Origin of the sequence: Phaeobacter sp. HS011 (assembly GCF_018101215.1) — a bacterium.
Classification (GTDB): domain Bacteria; phylum Pseudomonadota; class Alphaproteobacteria; order Rhodobacterales; family Rhodobacteraceae; genus Phaeobacter; species Phaeobacter inhibens.
On sequence record NZ_JAGEUF010000002.1, the window covers coordinates 458,024 to 472,477 of the forward strand.

At 60.1% G+C, this 14,454-nt stretch carries 13 protein-coding genes; all 13 read left to right on the forward strand.

All coding sequences use genetic code 11. From position 1 onward, the window contains the following. Positions 1–330 precede the first annotated feature (330 nt). A complete protein-coding gene (locus J4721_RS05670; protein WP_102874228.1) occupies positions 331–1,197 on the forward strand; it encodes a xanthine dehydrogenase family protein subunit M in 867 nt (288 codons plus the stop codon). Beyond that, positions 1,194–1,676 (forward strand): (2Fe-2S)-binding protein, encoded by a 483-nt coding sequence (locus tag J4721_RS05675; protein ID WP_061049532.1) that lies wholly within the window; start codon positions 1,194–1,196, stop codon positions 1,674–1,676. The genes J4721_RS05670 and J4721_RS05675 overlap by 4 nt, the downstream gene beginning before the upstream one ends. Further along, positions 1,676–3,946, forward strand: a complete 2,271-nt coding sequence (locus J4721_RS05680; RefSeq protein WP_102874227.1) for a xanthine dehydrogenase family protein molybdopterin-binding subunit — start codon at positions 1,676–1,678, stop codon at positions 3,944–3,946. The genes J4721_RS05675 and J4721_RS05680 overlap by 1 nt, the downstream gene beginning before the upstream one ends. Positions 3,947–3,956: 10 nt before the next feature. Continuing rightward, positions 3,957–4,247, forward strand: coding sequence for a MoaD/ThiS family protein (locus tag J4721_RS05685; RefSeq protein WP_102874226.1), 291 nt, complete (start codon positions 3,957–3,959; stop codon positions 4,245–4,247). An 87-nt stretch (positions 4,248–4,334) separates the two neighbouring features. Next, on the forward strand, positions 4,335–5,438 hold the full coding sequence (gene mtnA, locus J4721_RS05690; protein ID WP_102874225.1) for an S-methyl-5-thioribose-1-phosphate isomerase: 1,104 nt from the start codon (positions 4,335–4,337) through the stop codon (positions 5,436–5,438). A 7-nt stretch (positions 5,439–5,445) separates the two neighbouring features. Continuing rightward, positions 5,446–6,117: a class II aldolase/adducin family protein gene (locus tag J4721_RS05695; protein ID WP_014874729.1), complete on the forward strand. Its 672-nt coding sequence runs from the start codon at positions 5,446–5,448 to the stop codon at positions 6,115–6,117. Between the two features lie 204 nt (positions 6,118–6,321). Continuing rightward, positions 6,322–7,392, forward strand: coding sequence for a dipeptidase (locus J4721_RS05700; RefSeq protein WP_014874730.1), 1,071 nt, complete (start codon positions 6,322–6,324; stop codon positions 7,390–7,392). An 85-nt stretch (positions 7,393–7,477) separates the two neighbouring features. Continuing rightward, on the forward strand, positions 7,478–9,073 hold the full coding sequence (locus tag J4721_RS05705; protein ID WP_102915036.1) for an ABC transporter substrate-binding protein: 1,596 nt from the start codon (positions 7,478–7,480) through the stop codon (positions 9,071–9,073). A 1-nt stretch (position 9,074) separates the two neighbouring features. Continuing rightward, positions 9,075–10,133 carry an ABC transporter permease gene (locus J4721_RS05710; RefSeq protein WP_014874732.1) on the forward strand — a complete coding sequence of 353 codons (1,059 nt, stop codon included), beginning with the start codon at positions 9,075–9,077 and terminating at the stop codon, positions 10,131–10,133. After that, on the forward strand, positions 10,130–11,065 hold the full coding sequence (gene nikC, locus J4721_RS05715; protein ID WP_014880044.1) for a nickel transporter permease: 936 nt from the start codon (positions 10,130–10,132) through the stop codon (positions 11,063–11,065). The genes J4721_RS05710 and nikC overlap by 4 nt, the downstream gene beginning before the upstream one ends. Then, the gene (locus J4721_RS05720; protein ID WP_211002258.1) at positions 11,062–11,916 is read left to right on the forward strand and encodes an ABC transporter ATP-binding protein; all 855 of its coding nucleotides are present in this window, start codon (positions 11,062–11,064) and stop codon (positions 11,914–11,916) included. Before nikC ends, J4721_RS05720 begins: the two co-directional genes overlap by 4 nt. Further along, positions 11,916–12,671: an ABC transporter ATP-binding protein gene (locus tag J4721_RS05725; RefSeq protein WP_102874219.1), complete on the forward strand. Its 756-nt coding sequence runs from the start codon at positions 11,916–11,918 to the stop codon at positions 12,669–12,671. The genes J4721_RS05720 and J4721_RS05725 overlap by 1 nt, the downstream gene beginning before the upstream one ends. 98 nt (positions 12,672–12,769) lie before the next feature. Next, positions 12,770–14,248, forward strand: coding sequence for an HD-GYP domain-containing protein (locus J4721_RS05730; protein ID WP_102884322.1), 1,479 nt, complete (start codon positions 12,770–12,772; stop codon positions 14,246–14,248). Positions 14,249–14,454: the final 206 nt, after the last annotated feature.

Sequence of the window (14,454 nt, forward strand, 5' to 3'; positions counted from 1 at the left end):
AGAGTGGATCCGGCACCGCAAGGGGCAAAAGCGTAAAACCCTCCCCATTTGTATCGTGTGCTGCCGTTGCTTGGAGAGCGGTGACGGCCCGCTCGGAATGTGAATGGAACGGCCGTGACAGGTGATTTTCCCGCCTATGATCCGGCGAAGCCGTGATGGCGGCTTGCCCAAGCGCACATCTGGTCGCAAGATGGTCCGGCGGGCACGCGCCACGTTCAGGGACCATTTAGCGATCATAGGATCAACGCCACGCCTACCTATGGTCCCCACGCGGGTCCCCCGGATTCAACCACAGTCGCCAGCAGCAAGGCCAGCAGAAGGACAGTCCCAATGGAATATCACCGACCCAGCAGTTTTGCCGAGGCGGCAGAACTGGCGGCTTCAGCTAAGGGTGTGACCCGCGTGCTGGCTGGCGGCACAGATGTGCTGGTGCAGATGCGGGCCGATATCGTGACCCCGGATACGCTGATCGACATCAAGTCGATTGAGGGGGTTCGGGAGATCCGGCAGGAAGATGATGGCAGCTGGACCATCGGCGCCGCCGTGGCAGGGGCTGAGATGAGCGAGCAACCTGCCCTGTGTGCTGCCTGGCCGGGTGTGGTCGAGGCGATGGATCTCATCGGCTCAACCCAGGTGCAAGGCCGCGCGACACTTGTCGGCAATCTGTGCAATGCCTCGCCAGCTGCGGACAGCGTCCCAGCCCTAGTGGCCGCCAACGCAACTGTCAGCATCACCGGCCCAAAGGGGCATCGCCGCGCCGCTGCCGTGGATATTCCCTCCGCCCCCGGAAAGACCACGCTCACCCCCGGCGAGTTGATCACAGCTGTGCATCTGCCCGCCGCTCAACCGGGTCAGGGGGATGCCTATCTGCGGTTCATTCCGAGGACCGAAATGGATATCGCAGTCGTTGGCTGCGGTGTCTGGTTGCGGCTGGAGGGGGACACCATTGCGGAGGCGCGTGTTGCACTGGGGGCTGTCGCCCCCACTGTGTTGCGGGTGCAGGCCTGTGCTGATGCGCTAGTTGGCGCCACCTTGGATACCGCTGCGCTGGAGCGCTTGGCCACCGCCGCCTCCGATGCCTGCGCACCGATCACCGACAAACGCGGCACCATTGCCTTTCGCACTCAGGTCGCCGGTGTGATGGCGCGCCGCGCTGCCGAAATCGCCTATACCCGTGCCAAGGGAGACACAGTATGAGCTCGAAAATCCACGTCTCAGCCACCATCAATGGTGATGCGGTCGACTATCTCTGCGATCCGCGCGAAACCCTGCTGGATGTGCTGCGTGACCGTTTGAATCTCACCGGTGCCAAGGAGGGCTGCGGCACAGGTGACTGCGGTGCCTGCTCGGTCACCTTGAACGGTCGGTTGGTCTGTTCCTGTCTCGTCCTTGGGGTTGAGGCCGAAGGTCAGGAGATTGCCACGGTCGAAGGCATCGCGCCCGGTGAAACACTGCATCCGCTGCAACAGAAGTTCATCGACCATGCCGCGCTGCAATGCGGGATCTGCACGCCGGGTATTCTTGTCGCGGCAAAGGCGCTGTTGGAAAAGAACCCGGATCCGACCGAAACTGAAGTCCGCTACTGGCTGGCGGGTAACCTCTGCCGCTGTACCGGTTACGACAAGATCATTCGCGCCGTGATGGACGCGGCAGCAGAGATGCGGGAGGCGTCATAATGGCTCTGGATCAACGAAAAACCGACTTCACCCAAGTGGGAACCCGCCCCAACCGACCTGATGGTCTGGACAAGGTCACGGGCAAGGCGCGCTTTGGTGCCGATGCCACGGCACCGGGCATGCTCTTCGGGGCCATCCTGCGCAGCCCCCATGCCCATGCCCGGATCAAACATATCGACACCAGCAAGGCCGAAGCGCTGGCCGATGTGAAGGCGATCGTGACACGTGCCGATTTCTCCGACGCGATCAAGCCCGCGCCGGGGCTGGAAGGCGAACAGTGGAACGTGCTGGAAAACGTGATGGCAGGCGATACCGCGCTCTATGATGGCCATGCCATTGCCGCCGTCGCTGCCACCTCTGCCCTTGCCGCACGTGACGCGCTAAAGCTGATCGAGGTTGAGTATGAGGTGCTGCCCCATGTGACCGATGTCGATAAGGCGATGGCGCAGGATGCGCCGGTGATCCGCGAAGGCGCTGCCGATTATTCCGTGCCCGACGGGATGCACCCAAACGTGGTGCGCTATCACGAAAGCGGCCATGGCGATGTCGAGGCGGGTTTTGCCAAGGCCGATCTGGTGGTGGAGGAGCATTTCGTCACAGAGGCCACGCATCAGGGCTATATTGAACCGCACGCCTGTCTGGCCCAGCTGGGCCAGGACGGCAAAGGTGAGCTATGGTGCTGTACGCAAGGCCACTGGTATGTACAGAAGAACTGCGCGGCGCTGTTGGGGATTGAGACATCGCAGCTGCGCGTGACCGCCTCGGAAATCGGCGGCGGCTTTGGCGGCAAGACCACGGTGTTCATCGAACCTGTCGCCCTTGCCCTGTCGCGCAAGGCCAATCGCCCGGTGAAATTGGTGATGAGTCGCCCGGAAGTGTTCCGCGCGACCGGTCCCACGGCCTCGACCTCCATGGATATCAAGATCGGTATGACAGCGGATGGCATCATCACAGCTGCACAGGGCACCTTCCGCCTGCAGGGCGGTGCCTTTCCGGGTGCGCCTGCGGATATGACCGCCATGTGTGCCTTTGCGCCCTATGATCTGCAACATGTTCAGCAGGTCGGTTATGATATCATGAGCAATCGGCCCAAACAGGCCGCCTACCGGGCGCCCGGCTCGCCGATGGCGGCCTATGCGGTGGAATCTGTGATTGACGAGCTCTGCCGCAAACTGGATCTCGACCCTGTTGATGTCCGATTGAAGAACGCCGCCCGGGAGGGGACCAGAGCCTCCTATGGGCCAAAGTTCGAACGCATTGGTCTGGTCGAAACGCTGGAGGCCGCCAAAGCGCATCCGCACTACAGTGCCCCGCTGAATCCCGGTCAGGGGCGCGGGATCTCCTGCGGCTTTTGGTTCAACCATGGTGGCGAAACCTCCGTTTCGCTGTCGCTTTCAGAGGATGGCACCTGCCAGATCTCTGTTGGAACGCCCGATATCGGCGGGTCTCGTGCCTCCATGGCGCTGATGGCGGCAGAGGTTCTGGGCATTCCCTATGAGAGCATCCGTGTCACCATCGCCGATACTGCGACGCTGGGATACAATGATGTCTCCCACGGTAGCAGGGTGACCTATGCCAGTGGCCTGGCCACGATCAAGGCGGCAGAGGATGCCGTGACCAAACTCAGCAAACGCGCGGCGGCCAAATGGGGCATTCCTGAGGATGCTGTCAAATGGGAGGATGGCCACGCCGTACCCTCTGGTCCGAATGCGGGCAATTTTGACCCGCTGCCACTGGCGGAAATCACCCGCGACATGGGCCAGACCGGTGGACCTATCTCAGGCCATTTTGAAGCCACCCCCGAAGGGGCCGGTGTTTCCTTTGCCACGCATATCGTCGATGCCGAAGTTGACCCGGAAACCGGCAAAACCGCCGTGACGCGCTATACAGTCATTCAGGACGCGGGCAAGGCGATCCATCCCACCTATGTTGAAGGGCAGTTTCAGGGTGGTGCCGCACAGGGTATCGGCTGGGCGCTCAATGAGGAATATATTTACGGGGAGGATGGTCGGTTGCAGAATGCGGTCTTCCTCGACTACCGGATCCCCGTCGCCTCTGACTTGCCGATGATCGACACGGTGATTGTCGAGGTGCCAAACCCCGGCCATCCCTTTGGCGTGCGCGGTGTCGGCGAGACATCAATCTGCCCGCCTCTCGCTGCCATCGCCAATGCGGTTTCTGCGGCGGCGGGTGTGCGGCTGCATGCGCTGCCGATGTCACCACCGCGTATTCTGGCAGCCCTGGATCAGCAACGCGCCAACAACGGCTGAGGCCCGGCAAATGGCGTCTGAGCACATCACAACAGGTCAGGGCGCGGGGATGCTGCGCCTGACCGTTCACCTTTGGTCTGGATTGCGGCGTTTTGCCGACGGCCAAGAGGCGGTAGAGGTTGAGGCCAGTACCACTGGCACGATGATTGCTGCTTTGAAGTCCACCTACCCCGCGCTCACCCCGGCCTTGGACGCAGGCGTATCCGTCGCTGTGGATGGCCGCATCATCGCAGCCAGTTTGGATGAACCGCTCGCCCCTGAGAATGAAATATATCTGATGCAGAGACTACGCGGCGGCTAGGCGTGCAAGATGATTGCACTTTATCGCCAATGCGCTAGGACAACATCCAACGGCGGCGCTGGGCTCGCCATCAACGGAGGACCCCACGTGAAAATCAACGGCACGCATTATCGTTCGCTCTGGTGGGATGAGGATCAATCGGTCCTGATGATCATTGATCAACGCTGGTTGCCGCATGAATTTCGCATCCAGCCCGTTGCTACATTGGACGAGTTTGCCACCGCGATTGTCGAGATGCGGGTGCGTGGTGCGCCGCTGATCGGAGCCACGGCCGCCTATGGTATGGCGCTGGCAGCGGATCTGGATCCGTCCGACAACGCATTGAAGGCCGCCTGGGAACAGCTCAATGCCACCCGCCCCACCGCGATCAACCTGCGCTGGGCGCTGAACCGATGCATGGAGACGCTGATCCCTCTGCCTGAGGAAGACCGCGCCAAGGCGGCGCTGAAGCTTGCCCATGCCATCGCCGATGAGGATGTCGAAATCAACCGACGCATCGGAACCTACGGGCTGACGCTGATCCGTGATATCGCGGCCAAGAAACCTGCAGGTGAGCCAGTGCGCCTGCTGACCCATTGCAATGCCGGCTGGATCGCCACTGTTGACTGGGGCACGGCCACCAGCCCGATGTATCAGGCGCATGATGCCGGTATCCCCATCCACGTCTGGGTCGATGAGACCCGCCCGCGCAATCAGGGTGCGCTGACCGCCTGGGAACTGGGCAGCCATGGTATTAGCCACAGCTACATCACGGACAATGCCGGGGGCCATCTGATGCAGCACGGGCAGGTTGATCTGGTGATCACCGGCACTGATCGCACCACCCGTCAGGGCGATGTCTGCAACAAGATCGGGACCTACCTGAAAGCGCTGGCCGCGCATGACAACGGGGTGCCCTTCTACGTTGCCCTGCCCTCTCCCACCATCGACTGGACAGTGACTGATGGCGTTGCTGAAATCCCGATCGAGGACCGCGACAGCCGCGAGGTGAGCCATGTCCAAGGCGTGCTTGATAGTGGTGACATGGGCCTCGCGCGCGTCACCCCCGAAGGCACCGCCTGCGGCAACCCCGCCTTTGATGTAACACCTAACCGACTGGTGACCGGGCTGATCACTGAACGTGGCATCTGCGACGCCTCTGCCGAGGGGCTGGCGGCGCTTTTCCCCGATCTCATTCGCAAGGCGGGGTGACCGTGCGATGACAAAACCCGCCCCGGATGACAGCGACACACTGCGCCAGTCGATCATTGATGCCTGCCTGGAGATGAACCGGAGTGGCATCAATCAGGGCACCTCAGGCAATATCTCGCTGCGGATCGCCGGGGGGGAGATGCTGATCACCCCATCCGGCATCCCCTACGAGGCGATGACCCCGGACATGATTGTCCGGATGCCCGTGGTCGGCAGCCCAGATCCAAATGAGGGGCAGCCTGCCCCCTCTTCTGAGTGGCAATTTCATCAGGCACTGCTCGCAGACAAGCCAGAGGCGATGGCCGTCGTCCATGCCCACCCGGTGAACTGCTGTGCCCTCGCTGTGAACCACATGCCCATCCCGGCCTGCCACTATATGGTTGCAGCATTTGGCGGGCATGACGTGCCGCTGGCAGAATATGCGCTGTTCGGCACGACCGAATTATCAGCCCATGTGGTTGCGGCAATGGCGGACCGCGAGGGGTGCCTGATGGCGAACCATGGCGCCATCTGCACAGGCGACACACTGGCGCGCGCCATGTGGCGGATGGCCGAGCTGGAGCATTTGGCGGCAACTTATATTCGCGCGCGCAGCATTGGCACGCCAAGGCTGCTTAGCCCGACGCAGATGGACGAGGCGCTGGCGGCGTTTGCGAGCTATGGCTTGAAACGGGATTGAAGTCCCGACTCGCATTCGCGCGTTAATCGAACATCTTCCCGGCCCGGTCGAGCGATCCTCGGACAGGGCGACCCGCCCCTTCCTGCATCCCGCTGGTCAGACGCTACTTTTTGGGCGTTGCTCTGACTTATCTTTAAAACCAGCGTAAATTCCCTTGCGTTAGCGCAAAAGATACGACCTCATATCAGGGAATTAGGAAGTAAAATGACTGATCCTCTGATTTTCGACGGCCACAACGATCTTTTGCTGCAATTGCACAATCGCGATGTTTCTCCCGGCAAAGACGGGTTTCAGGGTGATGGCGGGCGGCAAATTGACCTTACCAAAGCGCGCCACGGCGGCTTTAGCGGCGGCTTCTTTGCCATCTATGTGCCTGATGTTGTCAACATCGATATGCACGACAAGATGTCGTCGGACAGCTATGACCTGCCCTTGTCCCAAGAAATCAGCTGGTCCGAAGCCGCCCCCGTGGCCCTGTCACAAGCGGCAATCCTGTTTCAGCTGGAACGCGATGGCGCGCTGAAAATCTGTCGTAGCACGAATGATATTCGCAATTGTCTCGCAAATGGCGTGATGGCGGCGGTTCTGCATATGGAGGGGGCTGAGGCAATTGACCCGGATTTCCATATGCTTGAGGTGCTCTATCAGGCGGGCTTACGCTCTCTCGGCCCGGTCTGGAGCCGCCCGACCCGGTTTGGCCATGGTGTGCCGTTCCGCTTTCCAGGGTCACCCGATACCGGGCCAGGTCTGACGGCTGATGGCAAACGGCTGGTGCAGCGCTGCAATCAGCTGGGGGTGATGATCGACCTGTCCCACCTGAATGAGGCCGGGTTCTGGGATGTTGCGGAGCTGAGTGGCGCGCCGCTGGTGGCCACACATTCCAACGCTCATGCTTTGACGCCCCACAGCCGCAACCTGACCGATCGCCAGCTGCACGCCATCCGTGATAGCGATGGGATGGTTGGTCTCAACTTTGCCGTGGCCTTCCTGCGGGAAGATGGCCGCATGGATGCTGATACACCGCTTGATCGCGTGCTGCGCCATATCGACCACTTGGTTACCCATCTGGGAGAGGATCGTGTTGGGTTCGGCTCGGATTTTGATGGCGCCACAGTGCCACAGGACATCGAAACCGTGGCGGGCCTCCCGGCCCTTCGTGCCGCCTTGCGCCAGCACGGAATCAACGGTTCTTTGATGAAGAAACTGTGCCACGACAATTGGTTGCGGGTCCTTGATGCCACCTGGCAATACCCAGCCAAGAACGCAGGCCCGTAATCGCGCCCGTTTTAGACCCAAACAACAACAAGACGCTGACAACAGCGCGATATTCCAAGATTAAAAACACGATAGGGAGTTAAAAATGAAAACCATTCAAACCCTTCTTGGCACCGCCGCGCTGGGGCTGGCGATTGGCCTCACCCCGATGGCCACGATGGCAGAAACACCGGCCAATATGCTGGTCATTGCCAACCGTATTGATGATATCACCACACTGGATCCGGCGCAGAGTTTTGAGTTTGCAGGCGCAGATGTGATCCGCAATATCTATGGCAAACTGGTCAACTTTGACCCGTCCGATCTGGACGCAGGCTACCAGCCGGATCTGGCCGAAAGCTGGACCGTCTCTGAGGATGGCCGCACCATCACCTTCACCATGCGCGACGGCGTGACCTTCCAGTCCGGCAACCCGGTCCGCGCTGAGGATGCGGCGTTCTCGCTGAAGCGCGCGGTTCTTCTGAACAAGACGCCGTCCTTCATCATTACGCAGTTTGGCTTTACGCCCGAAAACGTCGATGACACCATCAAGGTCGACGGCAATACGCTGTCGATCACAACGGACAAGCGCTATGCGACATCCTTTGTCCTGAACTGCCTGACCGCCACGATTGGCGCGATCGTTGACAAGGAATTGGTCATGGCCAATGAAGTCGACGGCGATATGGGCAACAAGTGGTTGACCACCAATTCTGCAGGTTCCGGCCCTTACAGTCTTGCCAGCTGGAAGCCGAAGGAAAGCGTCACCCTGAGCGCCAGCCCGTCTTATTACGGCGGCGAGGCAGCAATGAAGCGCGTTATCGTGCGCCACGTTCAGGAAAGCGCCACCCAGCGTCTGATGCTGGAACGTGGCGACATTGACGTGGCCCGCGACCTGACACCGTCGGATGTGGACGGTCTGGAGGGTGTGGACGGTGTCGAGGTGCTGCGCGAAATGCGGGGCCGCCTGATGTATGTCTCCTTCAATCAGAAACATCCGGAGCTGTCCAAACCTCAGGTCCGTCAGGCGCTGAAATATCTGATCGACTATGACGGCATGGAAAACAGCTTCCTCAAGAACTGGTATGTCGGCCATCAGAACTTCTTGCCCAAGACGTATCTCGGCGCGGTGGATGAAAACCCATTCTCCTTCGATGTCGAAAAGGCCAAGGCATTGTTGGCTGAGGCCGGTGTCGAAAATCTGGAGCTGACCGTCGGTGTGCGCGAGGCACAAGAGCGTCTGGAAATTGCACAGTCGCTGCAGAACACGTTCGCGCAGGCGGGAATCACGCTCAACCTTGAGGTTGGCACGGGCAAGCAGATCCTGGGCAAATACCGCGCACGCGAGTTGGATATCTATCTGGGCGCATGGGGCCCGGACTATCCCGATCCGCATACCAACGCAGGCACCTTTGCCTATAATCCTGACAATTCGGACGAAGCCAATGCAACCGGTCTTCTGGCCTGGCGCAATGGTTGGGACACTGGCGGGCTGACTGAAAAGGTTGCGGCTGCTGTGGTCGAAGGCGACACCGAGAAGCGCGCGGAAATGTACCACGAGATCCAGGCGCAGTTCCGCGACACTGCTCCCTTTGCCGTCATGTTCCAGCTGATCGAACAGGCTGGCATGGCCGACAATGTCGAAGGGCTGAGCCTCGGCGGGGCCATTACCTCGGCCGCGTACTGGGACGTGACCAAGTAAAATGGCGAATTTCGCAACAGAAACGGAGCGGCGGCCTTGGCTGCCTCTCCCCCCTTGGGCGCGCGGCACACTGGTGACGCTGTCGTCCATCGCGGTCACAATGCTGGGCCTCTTATTTGTGACCTTCCTGATCGGTCGGGTGATGCCCATTGATCCGGTGCTGGCCATCGTCGGCGAACGCGCCACGGAGGAGCAGTATAACGCCGCCTATCGAGAGCTGGGCCTCGACCGGTCGCTGGCGGTGCAATTTTTCTATTATGTCACCGATGTCCTGCGGGGCGATTTCGGCACCTCATTGCTGACAGCACGCGATGTGTCCACCGATATTGCCCGTGTGTTCCCGGCGACGTTTGAGCTGGCCACCATTGGCATTTTCTTCGGCTGTATCCTTGGCGTGCCACTGGGCGTCATCGCCGCTGTGCGCCGGGGGAGCTGGATTGACCAGATTGCCCGTGTGATTGCGCTGGTCGGATATTCCATGCCCATTTTCTGGCTCGGCCTGATGGGGCTATTGCTGTTTTACGGTATCCTGGGCTGGGTCGGTGGGCCGGGCCGTCAGGGGATATTCTATGAGGATATGATCCCGTCAGTCACCGGGATGATCCTGCTGGACTCGCTGATTGCCGGCGACTGGGGCGCGTTTCGCGATGCGTTCTCACATATCGTGCTGCCTGCCGCGCTGCTGGGGTACTACAGCCTTGCCTATATCAGCCGCATGACGCGGTCCTTCATGCTTGAGCAGCTTTCGGCGGAATATGTCACCACCGCCCGCGTTAAGGGTATGAGCGAATGGGCCGTGGTCTGGACGCATGCATTTCGCAATATCCGCGTGCAGCTGATCACCGTGATCGCGCTCAGCTATGCCAATCTGCTTGAGGGATCGGTTCTGACCGAGATCATTTTTTCCTGGCCGGGAATTGGCAGCTATATCACCACCGCACTTTTGTCCGCTGACATGAACGCAGTTCTGGGCGGCACCGTTGTTGTTGGGTTGGTGTTCATCTGCCTCAACATCTTCTCCGACCTTCTCTACAAAGTTTTTGATCCGAGGTCGAAATGAGCATGTCTTCGCAAACCCCGGCCCCAAAGCAGGGCCTGCGCGCGTGGCTGCTGACTGATACGCCGACATCACGTCGTCAGGCGCGGCTGGCCGCGCTCTATCAGGGCTGGCTTTCGTTGCGGCAGAACCATATGGCCATGGTTGGCCTTGGCATTCTGATCCTGCTGATTTCCATCGCGCTACTGGCACCGGTGATCGCACCGCATGACCCTTATGTGCAGAACCTCGCCAACCGGCTGCAACCGCTTGGCAGTGAGGGGCATATTCTGGGCACGGATTCCCTTGGTCGTGACATCCTCAGCCGCTTGATCCACGGTGCCCGCATCACGCTTTATATCGTCGCATTGGTTGCAATGATTGCGCCGATTGCGGGGCTTCTCGTGGGGACGGTCTCGGGCTATGTCGGTGGCTGGGCCGATATCATCCTGATGCGGATCACTGATATCTTCCTCGCCTTTCCAAGGCTGGTTCTGGCGCTGGCCTTTGTGGCCGCCCTTGGCGCCGGGATTGAAAACGCCGTGCTGGCGATCTCTCTTACCGCTTGGCCGCCCTATGCGCGGATGGCGCGGGCAGAGACGCTGACGATCCGGTCCTCAGACTATATCAGCGCGATCCGACTGCAAGGCGCAGGTCCGCTGCGGATCATTATCAAGCATATCTGGCCACTGTGCGTGTCTTCGCTGATTGTGCGGGTGACACTGGATATGGCCGGCATCATTCTGGCCGCGGCTGGCCTCGGCTTCCTGGGTCTGGGGGCACAGCCGCCCAGCCCGGAATGGGGTGCGATGATTTCCGAAGGGCGCCGGTTTATTCTGGATCACTGGTGGGTTGCCACCATGCCCGGTCTCGCCATCTTTGCGGTCTCGCTGGCTTTCAACCTGCTGGGCGATGGCCTGCGTGATGTATTGGACCCGAAGGACAGCGCCTCATGAGCACGCTATTGGATGTAGAAAACCTCTGGGTGCGCTTTCCCACCCGCAACGGTATCTTTGATGCCGTGCGCGGCGTGTCGTTCTCGCTTGGGCGTGAGCGGCTTGGGATTGTTGGCGAAAGCGGGTCGGGAAAATCCATGACCGGTCGTGCCATCCTTCGCTTGATCCGTCATCCTGGCATTGTTGAGGCCGATCACATCAATCTGCATGGTGAAAATCTTCTGGCCAAATCAGAGCGCGAGATGCGCAATGTGCGCGGCGAGCAGATCTCCATGGTGATGCAGGATCCGAAATTCTCGCTCAACCCGGTGATGACCATTGGCAATCAGCTGATCGAAGCGCACCGCCTGCACAGCAAATCCACCAAGGCCGAGGCCTATGCCAAAGCACTGGAAATGCTGGAGGCCGTGTCGATCCGCGACCCGGAACGGGTGATGACCGCCTACCCGCATGAGATGTCGGGCGGTATGGGCCAGCGGATCATGATCGCTATGATGCTGATCCCCAGCCCCGAAATTCTGATCGCGGATGAGCCGACCTCGGCGCTGGATGTCTCGGTACAGGGGCAGGTGCTGTCGATCATGGATCGGCTGGTGAAGGAACGCGGCATGGGGCTGATCTTTATCAGCCACGATCTGAACCTTGTCTCGCAATTCTGCGACCGCGTGCTGATCATGTATGCGGGTCGCATCGTCGAGGTCTGCGACGCCAATCGCCTGCATGAGGCCCAGCACCCCTATACCAAGGGATTGTTGGGCAGCCTGCCCCGATTTGACGCACCGCGTCCACGGCTGGAGGTCCTGCAACGTGATCCCGCCTGGCGAGATGCCCCCAGCGTGGAGGGACGGTGATGACAACCGCCTTGGAAATCAACAATCTGAACGTCTATTTTGGCGACCGCGGCGCGCTGGTCCATGCCGTCAAAGCGGCCTCTCTCCGCGTTGAGACAGGTGCCAGCTTTGGCCTTGTCGGGGAGAGCGGATCGGGAAAATCCACTATTCTGAAAGCCATCACCGGACTTGCGCCGCAATGGAACGGTGAAATCTCGGTCGAAGGCACCCGACTTGGCCCCACCCGCGACCGGGAGTTCTATAAGACCGTTCAGATGGTGTTTCAGGATCCCTATGCCTCGCTCCATCCGCGCCAGTCGGTGGATCAGGTGTTGTCGGAGACGCTGCACCTGCACGGGTTTCGCGATATCGACGATCGGGTCGATCAATTGCTAAAAGACGTGGGTCTCGGCCCGGCCTTCCGCTTTCGCTATCCGCATCAGCTGTCGGGAGGACAACGCCAGCGCGTCGCCATTGCCCGCGCCTTGGCACCACAACCGGATATCTTGCTGCTGGATGAGCCGACCTCAGCGCTGGATGTTTCTGTTCAGGCAGAAATTCTGAACCTTCTCAGTGATTTGCGTGCCGAACATGGGCTGACCTTTGTGATGGTTTCCCATGATCTCGCGGTGGTGGCGCATATGTGCGACCAAGCAGCAGTGATGCAGCATGGCAAGATCGTTGAGGTGCTCAGCATTGAGGCGATGCGTGCGGGCAGGACACAGCATCCCTATACCCAAACGCTGCTTGAGGCCTCGGCAAATCGTGTCGCCTGACCTGATGCCGATGCCTACAGGGCGGATGATCGCCGCAGTAACCTGAGATTAAGGCTGCTATAGTAGGCTAGGCGCGCGTTTGAACAAGGATGCGCGCCATGGTGGCCACTCCGACCCCGTATTCGCTGCCCGGATCGGATCCGGCCCCCGGTTTTGCGGCCGCCTCCACTGGCGTGCTGCACGATGTGACCTATTCGCGGGTCGGTGGCCAGACCATCCAGCTGGGCGAACTGCTGGGTGCACTCAGCCATGCGCTAGATCTCACCGAAGGTCAGCCAGAGGGGCATTGCGTCCGCTGCTGTTGGATTGGCATGCAGGTGGCAGATTACCTGCATCTGTCGCAGCAGGAGCGCGCGGATCTGTACTTTACGCTTCTGCTCAAGGATCTGGGATGCAGCTCCAACGCCGCCCGGATCTGCGCGCTCTACCGAACCGATGATCTCACCTTTAAGCGCAACTTCAAATTTGTCGATGGCACGACCCGGCAAAAGCTGGATTTCGTGCTGCGCCACACCGGTCAGGGGGACGGCCGTCTGAAGCGGCTGAAAACCGTCACTGGCGTGATTGGCCGCAGTGGCAGTCTGGCCACTGAACTGATCCAGACCCGCTGTGACAGGGGCGCAGAAATCGCCCGGCTGATGCGCTTCTCGGAACAGGTTGCCAATGGGATTGCCGGTCTGGACGAGCATTGGAATGGTGGCGGCCATCCGGCCGGAACCAGCCAAAAGGAGATTCCGCTGTTCTCCCGTATCGCGCTTATGGCGCAGGTCACGGATGTGTTCACGCTACAGCTCGGCTCCGGCGCCGCGGCGGATGAACTGGAAACCCGCGCAGGCAGCTGGTTCGATCCGGAGCTGGTGCCCATCTTTACCCGCGTGATCCGCGCGCCCGGATTTTACGACAGGCTAACCAGCAACAGGCTGGAGACCAGCGTGTTCTCTGATCGCGCAGCACGGGTGAGCATGCCCGTCGATGACGACTATCTGGATGAGGTTTCTTACGCCTTTTCAAAGGTGATCGATGCCAAAAGTCCTTTCACATATGGCCATTCCGAACGGGTCGCACATTACACAGATATGATCTGTGAGGCGCTCGGTTTTGACCTGCCTCATCGGCGCTGGATGGTCCGTGCCGGGCTTCTGCATGATCTGGGTAAGTTAGGCGTGTCCAACGCGATTCTGGATAAACCCGGCCGTCTGAACGATCAGGATATGGAGCAGGTGAAACTGCACCCAGTTCTGGGTCATGACATATTGCGACGGATTTCGGTTTTCGAAGATGTCGCAGAAGTGGTGGCGGCGCATCACGAACGGCTGGATGGGACCGGCTATCCGCACGGCCTCGGAGCGGCGGATCTGACAGTTGAAATGCGCATCCTCACCGTCGCTGATATTTTTGACGCGATGACTGCGGATCGTCCCTATCGTTCGGCATTGCCGCTGGAGAAGGCATTTGCAGTTATGGACGACATGCAGGGCACAGCCATCGACCCGAAGATCTACCACGCCCTGAAAGACGCCATCGCAGCGAGCCCATGGCCCGCCCGCGAAACGCGCCCATTCTCGCCCAGATACTGACGTTTCCGCGAATGCGCGGTCTTCTGACTGTGAGAGATACGCATGCAGATGTGACGCGGCCGGGCTCCAGCCATGCGCATCGGAAGGAGACTCAGACATCTGCAGTTGTAGCGCTTGCTCTCATCCCTGCGCGATTACAGCGAAAGTGTTCGCCCTCGCCGCCGGCGAAGTTGCCCGGCGGCGAGGCAGTTGCCGGGCTTGGGTTC